Genomic DNA, 25,393 nt, shown 5'->3' on the forward strand with positions numbered 1-25,393 from the left:
GGGGCGGCTCCGCCCCCCCCCCCCCCCCGGCGCCCGCCCCCCCCCCCTACCCCGTGGCTCAACCGGGCGCGGGGGGGGCCGGCCCCGCGGCCCCCGCCCCCCCCACCGCCGTGCTCCGCGCGGGGAGGGGCGCGGAGCGGAATGCGGTGCTGTTACCGCTTGATCTCCTTGATGCGGAGCATCCGAGTGATGACCTTGTCCAGCTCGTCGTCCTCGAAGACCTTCTTCCAGTCGTCCTTGACGATCGACTCGCGGCCGTAGTCCATGGCGATCAGGCAGGCGTCGGAGAACGGGTTGTCGCCCTTGAGGGTGTTGGCGAGCGCGACCTGCGTGTGGCCGAGCAGCATGGCGCGCGCGGCGGCCTCCGGCACGCCGACGGTGTGGACCGTCTCGTGCAGGGCCTCGGTGAGGAGCGCGCCGACCATGCAGGCGATGGTCTCCACCAGGGTCGGCTCCAGGACGGCGAGCTGCTTGACCGTCACCCAGTGCACGTCCACGACGGGCGCGTACATCGTCCGGATCACGGACTCGGCGAGCTCGCGGACGGAGGCGTCGGGGCCCTCGAAGGAGGCGACGACCTCCTGCGGGGCGGCGATGCCGCCGAAGGTGTCCGCGTACTCCTCCTTGGTGGTGCGCTCCAGGAAGACGGAGGGGTGGCACGGGTGGGCGACGGCGTTGTGCACGTCGTCGCGGCGGGTGAGCAGGCCGGCGTAGGCGGCGGCCGGGTCGAGGGTGAGCAGGACGGCGCCGGGCTTCATCAGCGGGACGAGCTGCTCGGAGACGGTGCCGAGGACGACGTCCGGCACGGCGAGGATGAGGACATCGGCCTGGCGGGCGGCCTCGTCGGAGTCGGTCAGCTCCCGGCCGAGGCCCCGGATCAGCTCCTGGCCCTTCGGGGAGTTCTCGGCGAACAGCGTGGTGAAGTCGCTCTTGACGAGGTTGTTGGAGACGCGCTGGCCCATCTTGCCAGCGGCGCCGATGACGGCGACGGTCTTCTTCTCGGTGGCCATTACTTACTCCTCTGAAGGGTGGTGATGCAGTGCCGGGTCCACTGGTCCTCGGTCCTGGCCGTGGTCTCGAACCCGCCGTCCTGCCAGGGGAGCCAGTGCTCCACGATCTGGTTGAGGTTCCGCTCGTCGGGCCGTACGGTCGCGACGAGGTGGGCGTAGTCGAGCAGGCCCTCGCCCAGGGGCGCGCCGGCGTAGGTGAAGCCGACCCACCCGTCCCTGCGGGTGAAGGCGAAGTCCTTGACATGAATGTTGACGACATACGGGGCGGTGGCCTCGACGACATCCCGGGGGCGCTCCAGCCGGGCGACGCAGTTCCCCGGGTCGAGGACGACGCCCAGGTGGGGGTCGTCGACGGCGCGGACGACGGTGAGCAGGTCGTCGGTGGCGACCTGCTCGTAGGTCTCCAGGCCGAGGGTGACCCCGCGCTCCGCGTACCGGGGGACGGCGCGCCGCAGGAGTGCGGTGGCCTCGTCGGTGCCGGGCCGGTGGTCCGCGGTGTGGAGCATGGAGCGGACGAGGGTGGTGCCGAGGGCGTCCGCGAGGCGGAGATAGCGGTCGAGGTGGTCCTCGGTGATGCCCCGGGTGCCGAGTTCCAGGGTGATGCCCAGGTCCTCGGCGGTGGCGCGGATGTCGGCGAGGCGGGCCGCGTCGAAGGTCTCGATCAGCGGGTAGTCGCAGATCTGGAAGACCTCGCCGCCCAGTTCGTGGGTGTCGCGGAGCATCTCCTCGACGGTGAGCGGCCGGGGGGCGCGCGAGGAGATCCGCCAGAAGTAGGCGTAGGTGCTCAGTCCACGGGCCATTTACGCGTCCGCCTTCCCGGTCCTGGCGCTCAGCTCGTCGAGGATCTCCTCGACGGCGTGCGGGTCGTGGGCGAAGCGGCCGAGGAAGAGTCCGTCGACCCCTTCGCCGAGGGTGGTCAGCAGTCCGGGTCCGGCGCTGCCGCCGTAGATGACGCGGCTGCCGCTGTACGCGGGGCGTTCGGCGAGCCAGCCGGTGAGGGCGGCGCAGACCCGGGTGATGTGCTCGGGCGAGGCGGGGCGGGGCGCGCCGATGGCCCACTGGGGCTCGTACGCGACGACGACCCGGCCGCCCTCGGCGCCGTCCTGTGCGGCGGTGTCGAGGATGCGGGCGAGTTCGGCGACGGTGCGTTCGGCGGCCTCGGCGGGTTCGGCGCGGTCGAGTTCGCCGACGCAGAGCACGGGGGTGAGGCCGTTGCGCAGGGCGGCGGCGGTCTTGGCCGCGACGACGGTGTCGCCCTCGCCGAAGAGGCGGCGGCGCTCGGCGTGGCCGACCTCGGCGTAGGCGCAGCCGATCTCCTTGAGATACGGGCCGGACACCTCCCCGGTGAAGGGGCCCCGGTCGTCGGTGGCGAGGTCCTGGGCGCCGACGGCGACGCCCGTGCCGTCCAGGACCGTACCGAGCGGGACGATGGCCGGGAAGGCGGGCAGCACGAAGAGTTCGGTGAGTCCGCCGGTGACGGCGGGGTGCCGGGCGGCGATGTCGCCGATGCGGCGGGCCCAGTTGAGCGTCTCGTGATGCCCGAAGTACATCTTGAGGCTCACCCCGAGCAGGGTGGGGGCGGACATCAGGCGGCGGTTTCCTCGTCGGTCTCGTAGTCGTTCATGAGCTGGACCTTGGCGGCGGAGGCGGAGGACTCGTCGAAGCGGTACGTGAGCCACTCGGCGGCGAGCCGGCGGGCCAGCTCTATGCCGACGACGCGCTGGCCGAAGGTGAGGACCTGGGCGTTGTTGGAGAGGACGGCGCGCTCGACGGAGAAGGAGTCGTGGGCGGTGACGGCGCGGATGCCCTTGACCTTGTTGGCGGCGATCGCCACGCCGAGGCCGGTGCCGCAGACGAGGAGGGCGCGGTCGGCCTCGCCGCGCGCGACCAGCTCGGCGGCGGCGATGGCGATGGTCGGGTACGCGGTGTGTCCTTCGGCGTCGACGCCGACATCGGTGACGGCCGCGACGAGCTCGTTCTCCTGGAGGTCCTTCTTCAGTATTTCCTTGTAGTCGAAGCCGGCGTCGTCCGATCCGACGACGATCCGCAGCTTGTCGCTCATGGGGGGTGTGCTCCTCGGTGGTGGTTCAGGCGGTGGTTCGGCGGGCGGCGAGTACGCCGTGGACGGCGCGGACGATCAGGGCGAGGGAGTGGGCCCCGGCGTCGGGGGTGCCGAGGGACCGTTCGACGTGCGGGCGGGCCCGGCCGATGCGCGGGGCGAGGTCGGCGGTGGCCTGGGCGGCCTCTTCGGCGGCGGTGGCGGCGCGGTCCCAGGCGTCGGTGAGGGCGGCGCCCCCGGCGGTGGCGTCGGCGAGGGTGCGGGCGAACGGGACGAGGACATCGACCATCGTCTTGTCGCCGACCTCGGCGCCGCCGAGCCGCTGGACGGCGGCGGACGCCTCCTCGACGCCGTGCGCGACCACCGGGGCGGTGGGCGCCTCGGTGTCGCCGAGGGCGGTGCCGACGGCGCGGAGCAGGACGCCCCAGAGGGCCCCCGAGGTGCCGCCGGCCCGGTCGGACCAGGCGTCGGCGGCGGCGTAGAGGGTGGTACGGGCCCCGGCGCCTTCCCCGGCGGCCTCGGTGGCGGCGGTACGGGCGGCCCCGGAGCCCCGGCGCATGCCGATGCCGTGGTCGCCGTCGCCGGCGACCGCGTCGATCCGGCCGAGTTCCTCGGCGTGGGTGTCGACGGTGGCGGCGACGGCGTCGAGGGCGGCGACCACGGTGGCCGCGGTGGCGCGGGACTCCTCGGTGGCGGCGGGCAGGGGCTTCGCCGCCTCGGCGCGGGCGGTCCCGCCGGTGTCGGCGGCGGGGGCGGCCTGGGCGGTGACGGCGCCCTTGCGGTAGGCGGGGGTGTCGGCCCCGGCGGTCCAGAGGGCTGCCAGTTCCTCGTCGAGCCAGCAGAGGGTGAGCGAGACGCCCGCCATGTCGAAGCTGGTCACCAGCTCGCCGACCTCGGGTTCGACGGCCTCGATGCCGGCCTCGGCGAGGAGCTGGGCGACCCGCCGGTAGACGACGAAGAGTTCCTCGTACTTGACGGTGCCGAGCCCGTTGAGGATGACGGCGGCGCGCTCGCCGCGCGGGCTTCCGATCCCCTCGGGGAGTTCCTTGAGCAGGGTGGAGACGAGGAGTTCGGCGGCCTCGTCGGCGGTGGGCACGGACTCTTCGCCGATGCCGGGTTCGCCGTGGATGCCCAGGCCGACGGCCATCCGGCCCTCGGCGACGGTGAAGAGCGGGGTGTCGGCGCCGGGCAGGGTGCAGCCGCTGAAGGCGATGCCGAAGGAGCGGGTGCGGGCGTTGGCGTGACGGGCGACCCGGACCACCTCGTCGAGGCTCCGGCCCTCTTCGGCGGCGGCCGCCGCGGCCTTGAAGACCGGCAGGTCACCGGCTATGCCCCGGCGCTTCTCCGCTTCGTCGGCGGAGGCGCTGGAGATGTCGTCGGTGACGGCGACGGTGCGGGTCTCGACGCCGTCTGCGGTGAGCTGCTCGGCGGCCTGTCCGAAGTGGAGGACGTCGCCCGCGTAGTTGCCGTACATGAGGAGCACGCCGCCGCCGGTGTGGGCGTGCTCGGCGACCGTACGGACCTGCCGGGCGGAGGGCGAGGCGAAGACGTTGCCGACGGCGGCGCCGTGGGCGAGGCCGGGGCCGACCAGGCCGGAGAAGGCCGGGTAGTGGCCCGAGCCGCCGCCGATGACGACGGCGACCTGTCCGGCCGGGGCCGGGGCGGAGCGTACGACTCCGCCGGGGACGGGGCGCACCCAGCGGCGGTGGGCCGCCACGAAGCCTTCGAGCGCCTCGTCGGCGAAGGCCTCGGGGGCGTTGAACAGGCGGGTCATGTCAGTGCACCTCGGCAAGCGGCTGGTCGGAGGGGTGGGCGGGGCGGCGCCGGGCGAGGGCCAGCATCAGCACGGCGGAGAGGATCATGAAGCCGCCCACCACGAACATGGAGAGGGTGTAGGAGCCGCTGAAGTCCTTGAGCCAGCCCGTGACATAGCCGGCCGCGAAGCCGCCGATGTTGCCCGCGGTGTTGATCAGGGCGATGCCGGCCGCGGCGGCGGCGCCGGTCAGGAAGCGGGAGGGGATCGACCAGAAGACGGGGAGCGCGGCGAAGATCGAGCACGCGGTCACGGTGATCACGGCGATGGTCGCGGCCGGGGAGCCCATGTAGAGGGCGACGGGGATGGAGATGCCGCCGACCACGGCCGGGCCCGCGACATGCCAGGTCCGGGTGCCGTTGCGGGTGGCGTGCCGGGACCAGAAGAAGAGGACGACGGCGGCCGGCAGATACGGGATGGCGGTGATCAGCGCCTTGTCCATGACGCTGAAGGAGGTGCCGAAGCTCTCCTGGAAGCCCTCGATGATGGTGGGCAGGAAGAAGGCGAGCGCGTACAGGCCGTAGATGAAGCCGAAGTAGACCATGGCGAGGGTCCAGACCCGGCCGCTGCGGAAGGCCTCCTTCAGCGCGCCCCGGCCGTGGCCCTGGTCGGCGCCGGTCTTGCCGGCGTTCTCGGTGGCCAGCTCGGCGGTGAGCCAGTCGCGCTCGGCGGGGGTGAGCCACTTGGCGTCGGCGGGCCGGTCGATCAGGTAGAACCAGGCGATGACGCCGAGGAGGATCGCGGGGAGCGAGACGAAGAGGAACATCACGCGCCACCCCTCCAGGCCGAAGAGGCCGTGGTGGCCGATGAGCCACCCCGCGAGCGGGGCGCCGATGACCGTGGTGAGCGGCTGGGCCAGGTAGAAGAGCGCGAGGACCTTCGTACGGTGCCGGGCGGGCACCCACTGGCTCAGGAAGAGGATCGCCCCGGGGAAGAACCCGGCCTCGGCGACGCCCAGCAGGAAGCGGAGCGCGTAGAGCTGCTCGCTGCTCTGCACCCAGGTGAAGAGGAGGGAGACGATGCCCCAGGTGACCATGATCCGGGCGAGCCAGCGGCGGGCGCCGAACTTGTGGAGTGCCATGTTGCTGGGCACTTCGAGAATGATGTAACCGATGAAGAAGACCCCGGACGCGAATCCGAACTGCGCCGCGGTGAGCGCGAGGTCTTGCCCCATCCCGTTCGGCTCCGCGAAGGAGACGGCCGTCCGGTCCAGATAGTTCACGAAGAACATCAGGGCGACGAACGGGACGAGCCGGATCGAGACCTTCTTGATCGCTGATCTCTCGACAGCGGATGGCAACGCGGTGGCACCCATGGTGACTCCCTCAACAGCGCCGGACAGCTCTGTCCGTACTCGGGTCACAGACGGTGGTGATCGACGTGGCCGAAACAGGCGCAACACGTTCCACCGGCTGATGTGTCTTCAACGTAACCCCCAGAAGAAAATTGGTCACCAATTGACCAATGTGGCGAGCGTCACTCTTGAAGTGACGCACGACACTCTTGACAGAGCGCGGGGCGACGCGCGTGGGCACGCGTTCAGGACACCTTTGAACAGGGGGAACACCCATCTGGTGTACTGGTGACCGTGACCAGTCAGCCTGATCAGCAATCGCCCGGATCACCGGATCTCGCCCGGCTGCTGCGCCCCGTGGTGCGCGAGTCGTCGGTCAGCGAGGTCGCCAAGCGGCTCCTCGACCATCTCTCCAAAGGCGACATCAAGCCCGGCACCCGGCTGCCCGCCGAGCGTCAGCTCGCCGAGGCGCTGGGGGTCGCGCGCTCCAGCGTGCGGGGCGCCCTCTCCGCCCTCGACGTGCTCGGGATCATCGAGATCCGCCCCGGCTCCGGCTCGTACGTGCGCGAGGGGACCTCGGAGTTCCTGCCGCGCGCCATCAACTGGGGACTGATGCTGGGGCAGCGCCGCACCCAGGACCTGGTGGAGGTCCGCACCCATATGGAGGGGGTGTCGGCGCGGCTGGCGGCGGAGCGCGCCACCGAGGAGGACGTGGCGCGCCTTGAGGAGCATCTGCGGCGGATGCGGGACGCCGGCAACGATGTCGCGGCGTTCATCGAGGCGGACATCGCCTTCCACCTGGAGACGGCGAACATCGCCGGGAACTCGGTGCTCAGCGACATCCTGCACTCGATCCGGGCACTGCTCCAGGTGTGGATGGAGCGGGTCAGCGATCTGGAGGGCACGGTCAGCGGCACCCTCTGCGAGCACGACGCGGTGCTGTCGGCCATCCGCGCCCAGGACCCGGACGGGGCGAGCGAGGCGATGGCGGAGCACATGCGGATGGCGAGCGCGCGGCTGCGGGAGTCGATCAGAGCGGCGGACGGCGAGGGCCGGGCGGCGGAGCAGGACGCGTGAGGCGCCGCCCCGCCGCCCGGACCGGGTCCGGGCGGCGGGGCGGCGTCACCGGGTGACGGTCACCAGTCGTACGGACTCCGCGGGCGCTGCCCCTGGCCCTGCGCCGGCGGACGGCTCTGCGCCGGAGGTCCCTGCGGCGGGACGGCGGGATGGCGGGCCGGGGGCTCGTCGTACGCGGGCGGCCAGACCGGGCGCGGCGGAGCGCTCCGCTCCGCCTTCCCGGCCTCGGGCCGGTCCCACTCGCCCTCGCCGAGGACGAGGAGCGGGTCGAACATCACCACGACACCGGCCAGCACGAGGAAGACCGCCGGGCCGAGCAGCATCGGGAACATGATCGAGGTGGGCGAACCGCCGCCCGCGTGGCCGCCGGAGCCGCCCTGGAGGTGGACACTGATCGCCGCCATGCCGGTGTAGTGCATACCGGTCACGGCGATGCCCATGACGAGGCTGGCACCGAGGCTGGGCAGGAAGCCGTGGATCGACACGGCGGCCCAGAGCGCCGCGGTCGCGGCGACGACGGCGATCACGACCGAGAGGACGACGGTCACCGTTTCGTAGTGCAGCTCCCCGTTGAGCCGCATGCCGGCCATGCCGATGTAGTGCATGGCAGCGACCCCGAGCCCGGTGACGGTCCCCGCGGTGATCAGCGTGGCCCGGGTCGCCCCTCGGTAGCCGACGACGAAGATCCCGACACCGACCATGACGATCGCCACGACGAGACTGAGCACGGTCGTCGGGATGTCGTAGCTGACCGGCGCCTCCTCGACCTGGAAGCCGATCATGGCGATGAAGTGCATGGTCCAGATGCCGGAGCCGATGGATGTCGCACCGAGTCCCAGCCAGCCGGGCTTCCACGAGTCCTCGGTCCGGAGCGACCTGGTGGTGCAGCGGAGCCCCAACGCACCGCCCAGAACAGCCATGAGATACGCCGCCACAGGTGTGACGGCACCGTAGTTGAACCCGTCGATGGTGCCCTGCATGAATGCCGCGCCCTTCACCCCGTGAGATGTACGTGCAGAAAATGTGCGCTCGTGGCGACACTATGGCCATAAAGAGGGGTGACAGACACCCTTTCGATCACTTGTTGATAAAGGTGCACGGTTCAGGGCCGGCGGGATGTCCTGCCCCGTCCGATACGTCCTCTTTCCTTCGGCGTCCGGCCGTTCTTCCGCCGCCCGTAAGAGGGCTGACGAACCGTCATATCCGGTCAGTGCCGAGCCGGGCGAGCGCGGCGGCCGTCATCGCCGTGATGCCGGTGGGCAGCGCCGTCCTGAGATCGGCGGCGAACTCCGGGGAGTGGTGCGGCGGGAGGGCGGCGAGCTTCTCCTCCGCCGTGCCCGGTGTCCGGGCCCACACCTTCGGCCCCACCACCCCGAACATCCAGTACACGAGGGCGATCCCGTCCTCCCCGTGCACTCCGGACCCCGCGTCCCCGTAGAGCGGAAAGTCCTCGGTCGCCATCGACGGGGGCCAGGGTGCCACCCGCTCGGCGCCGTAGAGGCGTACATGGGCCTCGCGTACGACGGCGGTCGCCGCCGGATCGGGATGGGTGACCGGGGAGCGCGCGACGGTACGGACCTCCGGCTCCCGGGGGGAGCCCGCGGCGGCGCACTCCGCCCGCAGGACGCGCTCCACCGCGGCCGTCATCCGGTCGAGGGTGCGCTCGGAGAGGGCGCGTACGGTGATGCCGAGCGTGGCCCGGTCGGGGATCAGGTTGGCGGCCGTACCGGCGTGCAGGGAGCCGACGTTGAGGAGGGCGGGCTCGGTCGGGGCGCACTCCCGGGAGACCACCCCCTGGAGCCGGAGCGCCGCCGCGGCGGCGGTGAGCAGCGGGTCCACGGCGAGGTGCGGGGTGCCGGCGTGGCCGCCCCTGCCGTGCACCACGGCCTCGATCCCGGCGCTCCCGGCGAGCATCGGCCCGTACGCGTGGGCGACCATCCCGGCGGGCAGCGGCGCGGTGTGCTGGGCGAGAACGGTGTCGGGCCGCCCGAACCGCTCGTAGAGCCCGTCGGCGAGGAGCGCGCGTGCCCCGGTGAGGGTCTCCTCGGCGGGCTGGCCGACGACGACCACCGTGCCGCGCCACCGCTCCCGGGCGCGGGCCAGCAGAGAGGCGGCGCCCGCCGCGGCGGCCATGTGGACGTCGTGGCCGCAGGCGTGGGCGACGGGTCCGGTGCTGGTGTACGGCAGCCCGGTGTTCTCGGTGACGGGCAGCGCGTCCAGCTCCGTACGGATGAGGACGCGCGGGCCCGGGCCGTTGCGGAGCACGCCGACGACTCCGTGGCCGCCGAGGCCGCCGGTCACCTCGTACCCGGCGGTGCGCAGCCACTCCCCCAGCCGGGCCGCCGTGCGGCGCTCCTCGCCGGAGAGTTCGGGGTGCTGGTGGAGATCGAGGCAGAACGCGACGGCGGGGCGCAGGATCTCGCGGAGGCCGTCGAGGACGGGCACGTTCTCGTAGGGGTACGCCGCTCCGGGGTACGCCTCTGGGGGGTGCGCGGCATGGTTCACCCGGTCCATCGTGCGGTGCCCCGGCCGCGTGCCGCGTACAGACCGCTGACACGTCCGGTCAGCGGGAGAGGGGCCCGGGTGGCAGTGGGGTCGGCTGGAATACGAGTGCCGCCGGGGCCCGGCCACAGGTCCTCGCGGCGGCGCACCACCGGACCGCCGGGAAACCCCCGGGGCCGGAGAGCTGACACTGAGGAGTCACCATGGCCGACAACACCACCCTCGCCTCCCTCGCCGACGAGATCATGGAGCTGGAGTCGGAGACCTTCGAGATCTCGGACTACTCGGACGCCAGCGAGGTCGTGCTCGCGGGCTCCACGAGCTGCAGCTCCACGTCGACCTGCTCCTCCACCACCAGCACCACCTCCTGCAGCGCCTGATCCAGGCCGCTCCGGGACGGGCGGCACCTGCGACCTTCCGCGCAGGTGCCGCCCGTCCGTGCGTTCCGGGCCGGTGGGCGCGGGCCGGAACGCACGGTGGTCAGGGGAACGGGTGCGGTACGCGGCGGATCTCCCGCTCCGTCAGCTCCGTGGCCCGCAGCCCGGCCCGGTGGGCGGCGGTGCGCAGCCGCGCCATGAAGGGGGCGCGCTGGCGCGACCAGCCGAAGTCGATCGGCAGCAGCCCCGGCACGAGGGTGGCGACCGTGCGCAGCCCGATGCGGTGCTGCTCCGGGGTGGTCTGGTCGACGACGATCACATCGTGGCCCGCCCGGACCAGTTCGTCCCGGATGTGGGCGACGTCGTCGAGCAGATCGCCGGTGCGCGGGCGCCCCCGCTCCTCCCACTCCCGGTAGGTGGCGTCCATCGGGCGGAACGCGGACGGCTCCAGATAGCTCCGTACGTGCTCGGTCATCCGGGGCAGCCCGTAGAGCTGGGCGTGGTCCTTCAGATGGAGGACCTTCCCGAAGTCGTCGGCCATGGCCTCCAGTTCGGCGCGGCGCTCGGTCACCTGGCGGGGCAGGTGCGGGATGTAGGTGAGGACTTCGGAGAGGGCGCCGGCCAGGGCCGCCGCCGGGTCCAGGCTCGCCCCGGCGCCGAAGGAGTAGGTGCCGGGGCCGCCGTCGCGCCGTACCGCGAGGGCGGTGACGACCGGCACGTCGAGGTCGATCCGGTTGTCGAAGGCGTGCACGTCGTACCCCTGCGCGGCGGCCCGGTCGATCATGGTGCGGACGGTGGGGTCGGCCACCGTGGCGAGGTCGATCTCGGGGAGCGGGGTGTTGCCGTACCAGGCGACCAGGAACGCGTCCCGCTCGATGAGTTCGAGCAGCCCGCCGAGGACCGCCTCCTCCAGGGTGGAGCCGATGGCGCAGCCGTTGGAGCACTCGAAGACGAAGTTGTCGGCGGCGAGCCCCGCGCTGTAGTACACGAGGCGGGCCGGGACGAGGACCGGGCGGTCGTCGCGCAGCGAGTGTCCGGTGACCCAGGGGATGGGACGGCCGGGGTCGAAGGGGGCGACCATGGGGTCGTCGCGGTAGGTCTCGGGCGGGTAGAGGCCGCACGCGACGGGCGAGAGCGCCCGGTCGCCGAGGTCGCGGTGGGCGGCGACGAGCGGGGCGGTGCCGTTACGGCGGTGGGTGCCCGCGTACCGTTCCAGACCCTCCAGGAAGGCGAGGTCGCGGCTGGCGTCGAAGCCGTTGGCCTGGCCGCTCCAGGTGACGTCGGTGAGGCCCGCGTAGCCGCGCATGAACACGCTGCCGGCGACCGGCGCGGTGGTGGGCGAGGTGACATTGATCCAGGTGCCCGCGCCGAGCGCCCCGCAGACGGGGTTGGCGAGCGCCGCCACCGGCATCGGGTAGCCGGAGGCGGGGCGGAGCCGGTAGACGTCGGGGGCGGGCTTGGGCCTGCTGACGAGGGCGAGCGGCGGCGGGGCGGGGTCGCGGGGGCCGCAGTGCGGGCAGAGCGGCTCCGGGAGCAGGGGGTGGCTCCGTACCTCCAGCGTCGCCAGGTCCAGCCGGGAGACCTGGGGCAGCGCCCGGTCCGGGGCGCCGCGCCCCGGCGGCTCCACCCGTCCTTCGCTTACGGCGGCCCGGTGGAGGGCGTCGACCGCGTCGAGGATGTACGGGGTGAGCTCCGGCCAGCTCCCGGTGGCACGGGTGCCGGTGCCGGTCTCCAGGGCGTCGCGTTCGGTACGGGTGCGCAGCCGCTGCCAGCGCATGGCCAGGCACTGGCCGCAGGCGGGCGCGGACCCGTCGCCGCCCCACGGGCCCACCAGCACCTCGCGGGTGGTGAGGTGGACGGTGGCGGTGGGGCGGACGGCCGCGTAGGGGTCGCCGGCGCGGTGGCCGAGCACATCGGCGGCGCCCAGCGGGACGACCGCCACCGGGGGCGCGCCGGGTGCGTCGGAGGCGTCCGAGGCGCCGGGCGCGCCGGCCGGCGCCCGCCGGGCGGTCAGTGCCCGCTGGAGCGCCCGGCAGGCGTCCTCCAGCGGGTCATGACCGGCCGGCGGGCGAGCGGTCCTTGCGGTGGTCGCGGTCATGCCGAGTCGCTCCAGCGGAAGGTCTTCAGCGCGATCGCCCCGAAGACCACGGTGAACACGGCGAGTCCGCCGCAGGAGAGCGCGATGCCGGCGAGGTCGCCGCGGCCGGTGAGGGCGCCGGAGGCCCCGTCGTTGAGATAGCGCAGCGGCAGGACACGGGAGACGGTCTGGAGCCAGGACGGCATCAGGTCGAGCGGCAGGAAGGAGCCGGAGACGAACGCCATCGGCACCATGAGGCAGTTGGCGATCGCCGCGACCGCCTCGGGGGTGGTGGCGTACGAGCCGATGATCACCCCGATGGTGAGGAACGCGGTGATGCCGAGCACCAGGACGGGCACCACCAGCGGCCACCGGGGGTCCACTTCGAGGCCGAAGAGCGGCAGCATCGCCACGAGGACGAAGACCGCCGCCTGGACGGCGCCCACACCGAGGGCGAGCACATAGCGGGAGGCCAGGACCGAGGTGAGCGGGGTCGGGGTGAGCCGGATCAGCCGGAGCAGGTCGTCGCGGCGCCACTGCATGAGGGTGAAGGCGATCCCGAAGACGGCCGCGTTGGCGACGCCCCAGGACATCACGCCGGGCGCGATGTACGCGATGTAGGGGCGGGAGGTCTCCTCGACGTCCTGGCCCCGGAAGATCAGCCCGAAGACGACCAGGAAGAGGAGCGGGAAGGCGAAGGTGAAGAAGAGGGTGGCCTTGTCGCGGACCTGGGCGCGGTAGCCGGCCCCCGTCAGGCTTGCGTAGGCGCTCATGCCTGGTGCTCCGTCGTGTCGGTGTGCTTGCTGTCGGTGGGCTGAGTGCCGGTGCCGGTGTCGGTGGGCTGAGCGCCGGTGGCGGTGCCGGTGGGCGTGGCGCCGGTGAGCTGGAGGTAGACGTCCTCCAGGGTGGCGGTACGGGTCCGTACCCCGTCCAGGCCGATCCGTTCGTCGACGGCCTGGAGGACCTTGCCGGACGCGGCCGTCTCCAGGACCAGTGAGCCGCCCTGCGTGGTGACCCGGTCGACCCCGGGCAGGGCCGCCGCCTCCTCCTCGGTCATCCGCTCGGCGGGGACCATCAGCCGGGTCGGCGCGGCGGCGGCGGTGACGAGGTGGTGCGGGGAGTCCAGGGCGACGACGGAGCCGCCGACGAGGATCGCCACCCGGTCGCAGAGCGCCTCGGCCTCGTCCAGGTGGTGGGTGGTGTAGACGATGGTGCGGCCCTCGCTCTTGAGGGCGCGCAGCACCTCCCAGAGGTCCCGGCGGGCCTGCGGGTCCAGCGCGGCCGTGGGCTCGTCCAGGAAGATCAGCTCGGGCCCGTGGACCAGCGCGGAGGCGATGGCGAGGCGCTGGCGCTGGCCGCCGGAGAGGTCCTCGACCCGTACGTCGCGCCGGGAGGCCAGCCCGACGGTCTCCAGGATCCGGTCGGCGGCCTCCCGGCCCGCCCCGTACAGCGCGGCGACGGTACGGAGGTGTTCGCGCGCCGTCTGGCGGACGAAGAAGGCGGACGACTGGGTCTGCACCCCGATCCGGGGCAGCAGGCCGATGTCCCGGGGCCAGGGCGCGTGGCCGAGCACCGAGACGGTGCCCGAGTCGGGGCGGCGCAGCCCCTCCATGATCTCGACCAGGGTGGTCTTGCCGGCGCCGTTGGGGCCGAGGAGCCCGAAGAACTCCCCGCGCCCGACGGTCAGCGAGACCCCGGCCACGGCCTGGTGGTCCCCGTATCGTTTGCGTATCTCCTCGACGACGATCGCCGGATCGGCGGACGGCTCGTGCGGCACGGACGCGGTGGTCCTGGCCTCGCTCATGTGGTTCTGCGCCCCTCGGGGTTGTGGATCGGTGGTGTGGAACGGTGTGGTGGGTCAGCGGATCAGCAGGAAGACGAGCCCTGTCGCCAGGGCCGCCAGGAGGAGTGCCACGAACAGGGCGGACCCGACGGCGTAGCCGAGGTAGAGGGTCCTGGCCCGTGGCGGGTATGCGGCGGCGGCCTCCCGGTCGCGCAGGCGCAGCCGCAGATAGCGTCCGCTCTCCGGCGCGAGGGCCGAGACGCGCAGCCCGTGGCCGAGCATCGTGTAGCCGTCGAGCGGGGGCAGCGGAAGGAAGTTGACCATTCCGAGGACGCTGCCGAGCAGCAGCAGCCCGGAGAGGACCCGGCGGGTGGGGTCGCCGGGCGGGAGCGCGGCCCACCAGGCGAGGAAGGGGAGGAGGAAGAGCAGGTTGGCGTAGGCGCCCGCGGCCGCGACCACGAGCTGGTGCCAACGGCGGGCGAGATAGCGGTAGTTCTCGACGGTGCAGTACATGACGGCGACCGGCAGCCGCCAGCGCAGCCCGATCTCGCCGACGGTGCCGCCGTGGTGGCGGGCGGCGATGCCGTGGGCGAGTTCGTGGAGCGCGGTGGAGAGCCAGAGCAGGGTGCAGACCGCGACGAGCGGCGCGGGGTGACGCACCAGCCACCAGGTGTCGCGGGCGAGTTCGGGCAGGTGCGCGGCGAGCACCACCTCCATGGCCGCCACGAGGACGGCGAGCGGGATCAGCACGGGGGCGCGCAGCGCGGGCCTGAGCACCCGGTGGAGCCGGGTGGTCGTGGCGTGGGCGTCGGCGACCAGCCGCAGGGTGCCGCGCAGGGCGGTGCCCCGGAACGGCCCGCCGGCGGCGCGGGGTGCGGGCTCGGGGCGGGGCGGCCCGCCGGCCAGCAGGCCCCGGGTGCCCAGCAGTTGGAGGAGGCGCTGCCAGTGCGGGGCGGCGAGCTTCTTGCCGTACGTACGGGCGTACTCGTCGCCGATCTCGGCGAGGGTGCGGACCCCGTCGAGCCGGGAGATCAGGAAGTACTCCTTCTCGCCGACCTCGAACGCGGCGCCCGCCGTGGGTTCCTTGATGAGGTGGACGGTGGCGGGTCCGTGCAGCAGGGCGGGGCTGAGCAGGATCTCGGGTCTCAACGCCGGTCTGTGCGAGAGGAGTTCTCCCTGCGGTGTGGTCACGGCTTCTCCTCGCGGAGGACCCGGCCGAGGACATGGGAGAGGTACGCCTCGTCGCGGATGGTGACATGGAGCCGGTTGTTGGTCATGTGCATGTACGGGGAGAGCAGCAGCGGCAGGGCGACGGCGGGGTCGCTCACCCGCTCGTCGCGGGTGCCGTCCCAGGAGCGGAAGACCAGCTCGCCCCGGACGGCCAGCTCCTCCGCCCGTGAACGGAGTTCGAGGCAGTGCTCGGCCCAGCCGCGGAGAAAGGCGGGGAGGCGTGCCAGCTCGCCGGTGCGGAGCGCCGCCCGGATGGCGGTGAAGCGGCGGGCGAGCCCGGGGGCGGTCTCGGCGTAATTGCGGTCGTACTCCTTCGAGCCGATGAAGCCGGTGCCGGGGAACGCGGCGTGCCAGAACTCGTAGTAGCGGTCGAGGTAGCCGCCCAGCTCTTCCTCGTCGGGGAGGAAGCAGCCGGCCATGACCATCATCAACTGGGCCGAGGTGCCCAGCAGGACGGTGCGGAGATGGAGGTTCATGGTGTGGAAGGCGTCCATGACCAGGGTACTGGAGTGGGCGAAGTGCCACTCGGCGAGGGCGATCCCGGCGGGGCCGCCGTACTTGCCGTACTCGGGCTCGTACGGCTCGTGGGAGAAGGAGTTGTTGGGGCGGAGGTTCATCCGCCCCTCGGCGTCCAGGAACGCGCCCCGGTCGCCCTCCGGGAACTCGATCTCGAAGAGGGTGTTGTAGAACTCGTTGAGGAATCCGGAGTCGACCTCGTAGAGGGCGGGCCGGGCGCGGAGGAAGGCGGTGACGGCCTCCTCCGCTCGGCGTACGACCTCGGCGGTGGCCGCCGGGGTCGCCGGTCGGAGCCGGAGGCGGACATGGGGGCCCTCCAGCCAGTAGTTGATGAAGAAGTGCCCGGCGAGCAGCCCCTCGGCGGTCAGCTCGGCGACCAGCGGCCGGATACAGCGCACCAGCAGGGGCTGCGGGTTGGCGGCGTAGAAGATGTGGAGGGCCTGCCACTCCCCCGCGCCGGCGGGGCCGGGCGCCGGTGCGGGGGCGGAGGCGGGGGCGGGGGTCAGCTCTGCCATGGCGATACGTCCTTGGTCGGTCGGTCCGTGGTGGTGGTGAAGGTCTCCACGGCGAGTTCCGCGACATGGTGTCCGCGCTCGGTGCGGACATACGGCCCGTCCTCGCCGGGAAGCGCCTCGCGCAGCACGATCCGGTCGTCCGGGTGGTGGGTCAGCGCCTCGAACGCGGTGAGGGAGAGCGCGCTGTCGAAGTCGACGTACTGCGGCTTGGCGCCCGCGCCGCCCCGGGGTCCCGAGGAGACCGTCGCGAAGACCCGGTCGGGCACCCCGTGGGCACGCCGCCAGCGCTGCCAGTCGAGGAAACGCTCCTGGTCCGTGCCGGAGCCGGGTGCCGGGCCCGGGCCGGCGCCCCGGCCGGGGGCCGGACCGGCACCGGGGCCCGGACGCCGGACGGGCAGCGCGCCCGCCGTCGTGGTCCAGCTCCGCCGGCTGAGGACGACATCGCCGTGGCGCACCCGGGGCCGGGTGGTGACCCCGTCGCGGGCCTCGCCCGCCGGGACGCCGCTCCACACGTCCAGGGGCGCCATCGAGGTGGGGGACATCAGCAGCAGGGTGCGCGGGATCTCGGGCAGGGCGAGCGGCACGAGGTAGCCGAGGTAGACCGGGACCACCTCGCGGCCGAGCCGGGCCGAGCGCAGGACGAGCCGGTCGGTGGCCGCGTCGTGCTCGACGCTCAGATCGTCCAGGTGGATGCGGCACTCCTCGGGGACCGAGGAGGTCTCGCCGGGGCAGACGATCTGGTAACCGGTGAGCGGGCTGTGGAGGTTGAGGTTGCTGGTGACCGCTCCCCCGGTGATCTCGGCGAGCACGGCGCCGGGCGGGGTGACGGCCTCGGCGGTCGCGCGCAGCCCCGCCGAGAAGGTACCGGGGCGGCCCGCCTCGTCGGGCGTGTCGTACACATGGGTGAACCGGCTGAAAGGGAAGGAGAGTCCGCCATACGAGCGGTTGAGGACGAGCAGCGGCGGCCCGTCGGGCTCGGTGCGGGCGAGTTGCAGATGGTGGCACTGGGGTACGAAGTCACTTGCGAGCGGGGCGAGTTCGTCGGCGACGGGGTCGAGGTCCCGCTCGCCGAGCCGGATCTCGGTGGCCCGGTCACCGCCGTCCGCCCACGCCTGGCGCATCCGGTCGACAAAGGCGCGCCGGGCCGCGTCGACGGCGCGGATCCCGGGCAGGCCGAGCCAGTTCTCCTCGGGGACGTACGCGCCCCGGTCGTCGAACGGCCGCCGCTTGGCGGCGAAGGTGAGGTACTGCTCGAAGAAGTCCTCGTGGAAGTCGTGGACGAGCCCGAGCAGGTCGTCGCAGCGCCCGCCGCTGCCGTAACGCGCCAGGAAGAACCCCTTGAAGGTGACGCGCTGCGGGAGGGTCAGGTCGAAGGCGGGCAGGATCCGTTCGACGGAGCGCAGGGCTTCGCTCTCCCCGGGTCCGGCCCAGCCGCCGGGACCGGAGGTCAGCTCGCGGCCCGCGCTGACGTCCTCGTAGAGCAGGGTCTGCGGCAGGGTGGCCGCCTCGCCGCCGGTGAGCCCGCGCTGCGCGGCCCGGAGTCCGGCGCGCAACTCCGCGAGGAGCAGGGCCCGTTCGGCGTGGCCGGCGGCGGGGAAGCGGTCGACGGCACGCTGTGGTCCGGCGAGGGCGGCGGCCAGCTCGTCGGCCCAGGGGCGGCCGAGCGCGGTGAGGGCGGTGCGGAAGGAGCGCAGCGGGTCGGCGGTGTGCACGTCGGTGTCCAGACAGGGCACGCGGACCAGGCCGAGCTGGAGGAGGGCGGCCACATAGCTCTCGCAGAGGGCGGGTTCGGCGCCGTGGACGGTACGGAGCCGCTCGACCAGATCCCGGTAGCGCACCTCCCCGTCCCCGTCGAAGAGGGCGAGCAGTTCGTCCAGGGCGCCGCTGCGGCGGAGGAAGAAGAGCCGGTCCTTGACCGCGTCGAAGGTGACGGCGGCCGAGTCGTCGCCGGTGGCGATCGACTGGCGTACGTAGCGGACCCGGTCGCCGTCCCGCTCCCAGCCGGAGGCTGGCCGTACCGGCAGATCGCCCCGGCGCTCCGGGTCGGCGAGGAGGAGTTCGGCGAACCGGCCGAGCACCACCACATTGAGCCGGACATGGCTGGTCCACCGCTCGCCGAGGCGGAGCGGGGCGCCCTCCTCGGGGGTCCGGTCCTCGGCAGCGCCCTCCTCGCTGCCGGCCGGGAAGGTGCCGGCGGCGACCCCGGTGAAGGTGGAGAAGGGGCTGGTCTTGCAGGCCGTGCGGTAGAGGTACGAGAGCACCGCGCGCTCGATCTTCCGCAGCCGCTTGCCGGGGACCGCCCCCGGCCCGGCCCCTGCCGCGCCTCCCGTGCCTGCCTCCGTGCCTTCCGTGCCTCCTGTGCCTCCCGTCTGGCGGAGGTAGCCGTCGAGCTGTCCGTCCAGGGTCGGGGAGGCGAGCTGGAGGCCGTGGCGCAGCCGGTCCTCGGCGAGGAGTCCGCGCAGCGCGGCGCGGGTCCTGGCGAGGTCGGCGGCGAAGAGCGGCTCCCCCTCGGCCCGGAGCCGCTCCAGCTCGGCGCGCTCGCTCAGCCAGGCGGCGGTGGGTCCGGCCGCGTCCGGGTCGAGCGCGGCGACGAGACGGACGGCGCCTTCCGGGTCGGCGGGGAGCCGGTTGTTGAAGATCTGGCGGCGCAGCGCGAGCAACCGCCTGCGCTGCCGGGCGCCTTCGCCGTCCGCCGCGGTGCCGGTGGTGCCCACGAGGTCGTGGAGCAGGTCGCCGAGGGCGGCGCCCCGGCTCCGCAGCCGCTCCTCGGCGTCGAGTACCTGGTCCGCCCAGCGGCGGCTGTCGGCGCAGCGCAGGGCGCGCACCGATTCGACCGGCAGCCCGGCGACGCGCAGCATGAAGCGGCGGCCGGGATGCCAATGGGTGTGCCGGCTGGTGTGCACGGTGAGCGGATCCGTTCCGGTTCCGGGTGTCGTCATGGCTCTGTCCCCCCTGTCCCGGTCAGACGATCTCGTAGCGGAAGTCGGCGGGCGCCGGGCGCTCGTTGCCGAGCAACATGATCAACAGGGGCTTCTCACCGGTGCGTTCGAGGTCCAGCTCCTCGATGTACGAGATGTTGTCGAAGCCGAGGGCGACCCCGGCGCCGAGCCCGAGGGCGGTGGCCGCGGTGTAGAAGGTCTGGGCGACGGCCCCGATCACCCCGTTGACCAGGCGGTAGCCGCGATCGCCGACGGCGTCGAGGACGGCGGTGGTGCGGATGGTCGGGACGATCACCACACCGGCCTGTTCGAGGTTGTAGTTGGAGAGGAAGTAGTTGCGCTGGAGGAAGGGGCCCGGCGCCCCGGGGACGACGGGGAGCAGCGCGTGGGCGTCGGGGTCGTAGGCGTACGCGCCCGGTGCGACCCCCTCGACATGGTTGACGAAGGCGTACTGGGTGACGAGCCGGGGCGCCTCGGTCCCGGGCTCCGCGGGCTGTTCGGCCTCGCTGCCCAGGCAGGCCTCGGCACAGGCGGCGAGGGTGGCGCCGAGCTGGGCGGGGGTGACGGGGCGGCGGGCGTCGAAGCGGCCGAAGCTGCTGCGGCGTTCGCGCAGGGCCTCGCGGACGGTGGCGGAGGGGAGTTCGGGCGCGGGGAGCGGGACCGGGGTGCCGGTGGAGCGCGGCGGTACGGCGGCGGCCGGGGCCAGCGCGCCGGGCGCGGGCCGGTCGGTGGCGCCCTCGGTGGTGGCGTGGTGGATACGGCGCAAGGTGGCGAAGTCCAGGACGGTGCGGGAGCGTTCGTGGTCGGTGTGGCGTACGGACGGGGTTCCGGCGGGCTCTCCGCCGGACGCCTCGGGCGCCGGGCCGGGCGCGGAGCCGGACGCCGGGTCCGGTGCCGGGCCTGCGGTGCCCGCGGTGTCCCAGGTGAGCGGGACGACGGCGAAGACGCCCTCCTCCTCGTGGTCCACGCCGAGCAGCCTGCTGAGCCGCACCTCGTCGAACCAGAGGGCCGGTTCGACCGTCAGGCCCTGGGCGCGGGCCCAGAGCCGCCAGGTGGCGAGGATCGCGCCGAGGTCCATGGTCACGGCGTGGAAGGAGAAGCTGTTGTACTTGAAGGCGTTCTGCCAGTACTTGATGCCAAGGACGAGGAACTGGTCAGGTCCCGGGCCCGGCCGGCCGAGCGCCGCGCGGACCTCGCCGGTGACATCGCCGGTGAGCAGCCGCTGCATGGCGTGGTGGGGCGCGCTGTAGTAGTGGATACCGGGGGTGCGGGGGCCGCTGGGGCCCGCGACCCAGTACACACTGACCGGGTAGAGACCGCCGCCGGAGGCGGTGCCGCGCGACCAGTTGGCCTGGGTGTAGTGGGGCAGCGCCGCGAGGTCGGTGTTGGTCTGCACACCGAGCCTGCGGCCGGTGAGCCCGTAGGAGTCGCGGAGCATCCCGGAGAGCGCGTCGAGGGTGAAGGCGCGGGGGTGCCGGCCGGTCCCGGGCGCGGTGCGGGCGCCGCCGAGGCGCCGGAAGGAGGCGGCCAGGGTGGCCCCGGCGGGGAGTTCGGGGTCGGGCAGCGGGAAGGACTCGACGCCGGGGTAGAACTTGGCCTTCCTCGGCCGGTCCGCCCAGTCGGGGACGAAATCTGCGGGCTCCATCGGGATCCTGCCGCGGTGCATGATCGCGTCGGCGTACTCATGGGCGTAGCCCACGGGACCCTCCTCTCTGCTGGACGCTGCTCGGCGGTACGACGGGTGGGGCGGGAACGGCGGTACGGGTGCGGGGGTGCGCCGGGCCGGGTGGTGCGGGTCCGGGGCGCGCGGGACGGGGGTGCGCGGGACGGCTGCCGGGGCGGTTCACGGGAACGGGTGGGGGGCCGGGTTGAGCTCCTCGGGCCGCAGGTCGTGCGCGCGCAGCCCCGCCGTGCGCAGGGCGGTGCGCATCCGTCCCATGGTGCGGGCGCGCTGGCGCGACCAGCCGAAGTCGATCGGCAGCAGCCCGGGGACGAGCACACTGACGGTGTGCACACCGAGGGTGCGCTGTTCGGGCAGGGTCTGGTCGACGACGACCACGTCGAAGCCGGCGGCGGCCACCGCGTCGACACACCGCCGCAGGTCCTCGCCGAGGTCCGCGGATGCGGTGGCCCCGGATCCGTCGGGCCAGCGCAGGTCGGCCACCGCGCGGGGCGGGCCCGGCGGGATGCCGTGCCGGTGCGGGGTGTCCGGGTCGAGCAGGAACCCGGCGTGCTCGCCCATCTCCGGGACGCCGTAGACCAGCGGGTGGTCGTGGAGCGCGGTCACCAGGTCGAAGTCGTGCGCCATGGCGCGGAGCCGGGGTTCGTCGCGCTCGGTGCGGCCCTGGAGGTTGACGGCGTCGGTGGCGATCTCGCAGAGCGCCGAGTCGAGCGCCGACTCGGGGTCGAGTCCGGCACCCGCGCCGAAGCACATCCGGCCGAGGCCGCCGTCGAAGCGCTCGGCGACGGCGGTGACGACCGGGACGGGGAAGGTGATCCGGGTGTCGAAGAACCGGGCGCGGTAGCCGTACATGGCGAGCCGGTCCACCATGTGCCGGGTGGCGGGGCGGGCGCTGGTGGCCGGGTCGATCTCGGGCAGCGGCTGCCGCCCGTACCAGGCGAGGAGGAAGGCGTCCCGTTCGATGACCTCCATGAGCCCGAAGTAGGCCGCCTCCTCCAGCCGGCCCCCGGAGGCGCAGCCGTTGGAGCTCTCCTGGACGAAGCGGTTCTCCAGGCCGGGTGCGTGGTAGTACGTCAGGACCTCGGGGACCAGCCTCGGTTCGTCGTCCCGGAGCGAGTACCCCCAGACCCAGGGGATCTCCCGGTCGGCGGTGAAGGGGCGCACCCGGGGGTTGGCGCGGTAGAACTCCGGTGCGTACAGGCCGACTTCGCGGGGGTCGACGGCGGTGGCGCCGAGCTCGGTGAGGGTGCCGGTGACGCTGGTGGTCCGGGAGCGCGCCCGCATCCCGGCGTACCGTTCCATCCCCTCCAGGACGCCGATGCGGTCGCTCCGGTCGAAGGTGTCGGCGTGGCCGCCCCAGAACGTCTCGCGCAGATAGTCGCCCGCCCGCATCGAGAAGCAGCCGATCGTCGCGGAGGTGGAGGTGGAGGAGATGTCGTGGACGACGGAGGGGCCGAGCGCGCCGCAGACCGGGTTGGCGAAGGCCGCGACGGAGAGGGCGTACGACTCGACGGGGCGGACCCGGAAGGCGCCGGGGCGGTGTTTGGGCGCCGGGCCCGGGGTGAACCGCGCCGCCTCGGCGCTGTCGGTACGGGGGGTGGCGCAGCGCGGGCACTCCGGGTCGGGCACCAGGGGGTAGTGCCGGACGGTGAGGGTGCGCAGGTCGAGCAGGCGGATCTCGGGGAACGGCCCCTCGGCGCCCGTACGTTGGGCGGCCCATGCGGTGATGAGGGCGGCGAGGGCGTCCGCGGCGAAGGGGATGGCGTACGGGGAGGGGCCCGCCGCCCGGGTGGCGCCGCCGCGTTCGAGGGCGTCGCGGAGCGCCACCGACCGTACGGCCTGCCAGCGCCGGGCCAGACAGTGCGCGCACCCGGCGCTCCCCGGGGCGCGGTCCTCGGACCCGGCCGGGGGCAGGGGGCCGACGACGGCATGGCCGCCGTACACCTGGACCGGGACACCACCGCCCGCCCCCGGGACCTCGGTGGGGGCCCCGGGGCCGAACGCGTCATGGGCGCCGAGCGTGGTGAGGACGGCCTCGGGCCCGCCGAGCCCGGCCAGGGCGCGCCGGAGCGGCCCGAGCAGGGGGTGTCCGGCCCCGTCCGGCTCCGGCTGTCCTGGCGCCCGTTCCGTGCCGGGCGCGTCGCTGGGCGCGTCGAGGGTGCTAGATGCCACGGGGTTCCTCCGTGGTGAGCAGGACGCGGGCGGTGGTGAGGCCGACGGCGGCCAGGTCCGCGGAGCCGGTCTCCACCAGCAGCGCGTCCCGCCCGGCCGCCTTGAGCCGGTCGAGCACCTCGGACCAGGGCGTCGCCGGTACGCCGAGGGGCGAGGCGGCGGGGGCGCCGGTGGCGTGGAGGGTGGTGGCGTCGAGGTCGCGCAGGAGCGGGTCGCCGGTGTCGAAGGCGCCCGCGCTCTCCTCCCGGCCGAGCTGGATCAGGCCGAGCAGGTCCCGTACGGCGGCCACGGCGGCCCGCTGCCGGCCGGTGTCGGCGCCGACGGCCCAGTGGCCGGCCCCTCTGGCGAGCAGGACATGGACCCCGGAGCGGCCGTCCTCGCCGAGGTCGACGAGGTCGAGCCCGGCCTCCAGGACCTCCGCCGACCGTACGAGGAAGGTGAGTTCGGCGTCGTCGCCCCCGGCGAGGGCGGCGAGGTCCACCCGGTGGACCGGGGCCCCGCGCAGGGCCCGGCCGAGCGCGTCGTGGGCGAGGGCGGAGAGCAGCGCCTCGGCGGCGGCGTCGGCGAGGGCGGCGCCCGCCCCGGTCCCGGCGGAGGTGGCGTCGTAGAGCCGTTCCGCGTTGTGCGGCCCGAAGGTGCGTACGGCGGCGGCCGGGACGAGCACCCGCTCCCCGGTGAGCAGGGAGGCTCCCCGGGTCCAGGCGGTCACCTGCCCGGCGGCCGGGGCGGCGCCCGCCGCGAGGGTGAGCGCGGCGGGGTCGACGGTACGGGAACGGGCGCGCTCCGCGTCGAGCCGGGCGCCCGCCACCACGTCGGTGGGGACGACATGTTCCGCGTAGACCCCGGCCGCCGCGTTGAGCGCCCGGATCCGGGCGCCCGCGACATGGTGGACGTCGAAGGCGGCGATCCGGCGGGCGGCTCCATGGCCGAGGCCGAACTCGACGAGACCGGCCTTGAGCGGGATCTGGGTGACCGGCTCGTCCGCGAACCGGGTGAAGACGCCGACGCGCGGCCGGACCAGGGTGGCGCGGCGGTTCAGCTCCGCGACGAGTTCGTCGGCCTCGCGGGCGGTCTCGGCGGTCGGCAGCGCGGGCCCCGTGGTCCCCACCGAGCCGAGATCCACCGGGAGTTGGGGAGCGCCGCCCAGGTCGGCAGCGGCGGCGGCCGGGGCGCAGAACGGGCAGCGGGGGTGCGGCAGCAGCGGCTCGGCGGTGACGTCGAGGGAGCGCATGTCCTGGACGACGACCTGGCCCGCGGTCTCGGCGGGGAGGGCGCCGGTGGTGAGCCGGAAGATCTCGTACCCCAGCAGATTGCCGAGCATCGCCGCGAGCGGCCCGCCGGGCGTCTCGCCGGCCGGTTCCGTGCCGGGCAGGGCCACGCTCTGCCAGAGGTCGGCGGCGTACGCGGCGCCGTCGTGGGCGCCGACCCGCAGCACGGCGCAGCAGAGGCAGCCGGCCGTGCCGGCCGTCATCAGGGGGCCCACGACCGCCTGCGGCCCGTACGACCAGGCGGGGAGCAGGGTGCGGCCCTCGGGGACTCCGGCGCGGAGCAGCGGGAGGATCCGGCGGGGCGCCGCCGGGCCGCCGGTCACCACGACGATGTCGTAGCCGTCGAGGTCCGCCCAGGCCGGCGCGGTGTCGGGGGCGGTGAGGAGGTCCGAGCCGCCGAAGGCGAGGCGCGGGAGGTCGACGGGGCAGCCGTCGGCGGCGGCTTCGCGCGCCTCGGCCTCGATCGCCTCGGTGTGCCGGGCGCCGAGCGCGGGGTGGAGTGCGACGGTGGCACAGCCGTTGCGGATCAGGCTGACGGCGCACCAGCGGGCGACGGGGTCGTCGCCGAGGACGGCCACCCGCGCGGCGCGGAAGCGGGCGAAGCGGCGCTCGGCGTCGTCGGCGTAGTGGTCGGCGTAGGCGATCTGCGGGGCGAAGCGGCGGGCCGCCTCGGGCGGGACGGCCGGCTCGTCGGGGGCGGGCGCCGGGGGCGGGACGGGGCGGGCGAAGTCCCGTTCGTAGAGGTTGTGGACCAGTTCGCCGACCATGGCGCGCTGCTGGTCGCCGAGGCCCCGGCAGATCTCGGCGACGGAGTGGGTGCCGTCGAGGTGCGGGACGATCAGGGTGGCGAAGCGGTAGGCGGAGCGCGCGGTGAGCTGGAACCCGCCGTCCGCGTTGTGGAACAGGACACCGTCCGGTGTTTCGGTGAACAGGACGTCGCGGCGGATGCGCGGACTGGTGGAGGCAACGGCTTCGTAGGTCGCTGAGCCCATGAGAGATGACACCCCTGGATACGTGGTCACGGTGGCCTGATCGGGCGGGAGTGGAGAGCGGTGAGGGGGCGGCGGGCGCCCGGGAGAG

19 protein-coding genes are annotated in these 25,393 nt (G+C 73.9%); 2 read left to right on the plus strand and 17 right to left on the minus strand.

Translation table 11 applies throughout. The features are described from left to right. Positions 1-152: 152 nt before the first annotated feature. The 6 genes from AB0O07_RS34865 to AB0O07_RS34890 are packed head-to-tail and all read right to left on the minus strand — an operon-like array spanning position 153 to position 6,197. Positions 153-1,010 carry a phosphogluconate dehydrogenase C-terminal domain-containing protein gene (locus tag AB0O07_RS34865; RefSeq protein ID WP_365641233.1) on the minus strand — a complete coding sequence of 286 codons (858 nt, stop codon included), beginning with the start codon at positions 1,008-1,010 and terminating at the stop codon, positions 153-155. Then, positions 1,010-1,810: a sugar phosphate isomerase/epimerase family protein gene (locus AB0O07_RS34870; RefSeq protein WP_365641236.1), complete on the minus strand. Its 801-nt coding sequence runs from the start codon at positions 1,808-1,810 to the stop codon at positions 1,010-1,012. The genes AB0O07_RS34865 and AB0O07_RS34870 overlap by 1 nt, the downstream gene beginning before the upstream one ends. Further along, a complete protein-coding gene (locus tag AB0O07_RS34875) occupies positions 1,811-2,596 on the minus strand; it encodes a triose-phosphate isomerase family protein (protein WP_365641239.1) in 786 nt (261 codons plus the stop codon). Continuing rightward, positions 2,596-3,072, minus strand: a complete 477-nt coding sequence (locus AB0O07_RS34880) for a ribose-5-phosphate isomerase (RefSeq protein WP_365641242.1) — start codon at positions 3,070-3,072, stop codon at positions 2,596-2,598. The genes AB0O07_RS34875 and AB0O07_RS34880 overlap by 1 nt, the downstream gene beginning before the upstream one ends. Before the next feature lie 25 nt (positions 3,073-3,097). Next, positions 3,098-4,843, minus strand: coding sequence for a dihydroxyacetone kinase family protein (locus tag AB0O07_RS34885; RefSeq protein WP_365641245.1), 1,746 nt, complete (start codon positions 4,841-4,843; stop codon positions 3,098-3,100). A 1-nt stretch (position 4,844) separates the two neighbouring features. Further along, a complete protein-coding gene (locus tag AB0O07_RS34890; RefSeq protein WP_365641248.1) occupies positions 4,845-6,197 on the minus strand; it encodes an MFS transporter in 1,353 nt (450 codons plus the stop codon). Positions 6,198-6,464: 267 nt separating this feature from the next. On the opposite strand from AB0O07_RS34890, the gene AB0O07_RS34895 reads away from it, so the two are divergent. After that, complete coding sequence (locus AB0O07_RS34895; RefSeq protein ID WP_365641250.1) at positions 6,465-7,253, plus strand: FadR/GntR family transcriptional regulator; 789 nt, start codon at positions 6,465-6,467, stop codon at positions 7,251-7,253. 59 nt (positions 7,254-7,312) lie between these two features. On the opposite strand, the gene AB0O07_RS34900 is transcribed toward AB0O07_RS34895, so the two are convergent. Further along, on the minus strand, positions 7,313-8,233 hold the full coding sequence (locus AB0O07_RS34900; RefSeq protein WP_365641414.1) for an MHYT domain-containing protein: 921 nt from the start codon (positions 8,231-8,233) through the stop codon (positions 7,313-7,315). Between the two features lie 217 nt (positions 8,234-8,450). Beyond that, positions 8,451-9,698, minus strand: a complete 1,248-nt coding sequence (locus AB0O07_RS34905) for an amidohydrolase (RefSeq protein WP_365641417.1) — start codon at positions 9,696-9,698, stop codon at positions 8,451-8,453. 260 nt (positions 9,699-9,958) lie between these two features. Here AB0O07_RS34905 and AB0O07_RS34910 point away from each other — a divergent pair, with 260 nt between their 5' ends. Continuing rightward, positions 9,959-10,135: a thiazolylpeptide-type bacteriocin gene (locus tag AB0O07_RS34910; RefSeq protein ID WP_365641253.1), complete on the plus strand. Its 177-nt coding sequence runs from the start codon at positions 9,959-9,961 to the stop codon at positions 10,133-10,135. A gap of 100 nt (positions 10,136-10,235) precedes the next feature. On the opposite strand, the gene AB0O07_RS34915 is transcribed toward AB0O07_RS34910, so the two are convergent. The 9 genes from AB0O07_RS34915 to AB0O07_RS34955 all read right to left on the minus strand — a co-directional run bounded on the left by AB0O07_RS34915 (position 10,236) and on the right by AB0O07_RS34955 (position 25,305). Then, positions 10,236-12,230, minus strand: coding sequence for a TOMM precursor leader peptide-binding protein (locus AB0O07_RS34915; protein WP_365641255.1), 1,995 nt, complete (start codon positions 12,228-12,230; stop codon positions 10,236-10,238). Continuing rightward, positions 12,227-12,982, minus strand: coding sequence for an ABC transporter permease (locus tag AB0O07_RS34920; RefSeq protein WP_365641258.1), 756 nt, complete (start codon positions 12,980-12,982; stop codon positions 12,227-12,229). The genes AB0O07_RS34915 and AB0O07_RS34920 overlap by 4 nt, the downstream gene beginning before the upstream one ends. After that, on the minus strand, positions 12,979-14,013 hold the full coding sequence (locus AB0O07_RS34925) for an ABC transporter ATP-binding protein (RefSeq protein WP_365641261.1): 1,035 nt from the start codon (positions 14,011-14,013) through the stop codon (positions 12,979-12,981). Before AB0O07_RS34925 ends, AB0O07_RS34920 begins: the two co-directional genes overlap by 4 nt. A gap of 54 nt (positions 14,014-14,067) precedes the next feature. Then, the gene (locus AB0O07_RS34930) at positions 14,068-15,183 is read right to left on the minus strand and encodes a M50 family metallopeptidase (RefSeq protein ID WP_365641263.1); all 1,116 of its coding nucleotides are present in this window, start codon (positions 15,181-15,183) and stop codon (positions 14,068-14,070) included. Continuing rightward, positions 15,180-16,253: a lantibiotic dehydratase C-terminal domain-containing protein gene (locus tag AB0O07_RS34935; RefSeq protein WP_365641265.1), complete on the minus strand. Its 1,074-nt coding sequence runs from the start codon at positions 16,251-16,253 to the stop codon at positions 15,180-15,182. The genes AB0O07_RS34930 and AB0O07_RS34935 overlap by 4 nt, the downstream gene beginning before the upstream one ends. Further along, on the minus strand, positions 16,241-19,111 hold the full coding sequence (locus AB0O07_RS34940) for a lantibiotic dehydratase (RefSeq protein ID WP_365641421.1): 2,871 nt from the start codon (positions 19,109-19,111) through the stop codon (positions 16,241-16,243). The genes AB0O07_RS34935 and AB0O07_RS34940 overlap by 13 nt, the downstream gene beginning before the upstream one ends. A gap of 103 nt (positions 19,112-19,214) precedes the next feature. Beyond that, positions 19,215-20,891, minus strand: a complete 1,677-nt coding sequence (locus AB0O07_RS34945; protein WP_365641268.1) for a nitroreductase family protein — start codon at positions 20,889-20,891, stop codon at positions 19,215-19,217. Between the two features lie 144 nt (positions 20,892-21,035). Beyond that, on the minus strand, positions 21,036-23,045 hold the full coding sequence (locus AB0O07_RS34950) for a TOMM precursor leader peptide-binding protein (protein ID WP_365641271.1): 2,010 nt from the start codon (positions 23,043-23,045) through the stop codon (positions 21,036-21,038). Continuing rightward, a complete protein-coding gene (locus AB0O07_RS34955) occupies positions 23,035-25,305 on the minus strand; it encodes a TOMM precursor leader peptide-binding protein (RefSeq protein WP_365641274.1) in 2,271 nt (756 codons plus the stop codon). Before AB0O07_RS34955 ends, AB0O07_RS34950 begins: the two co-directional genes overlap by 11 nt. Positions 25,306-25,393: the final 88 nt, after the last annotated feature.

The sequence above is a fragment of the Streptomyces sp. NPDC093085 genome (genome assembly GCF_040683935.1).
Classification (GTDB): domain Bacteria; phylum Actinomycetota; class Actinomycetes; order Streptomycetales; family Streptomycetaceae; genus Streptomyces.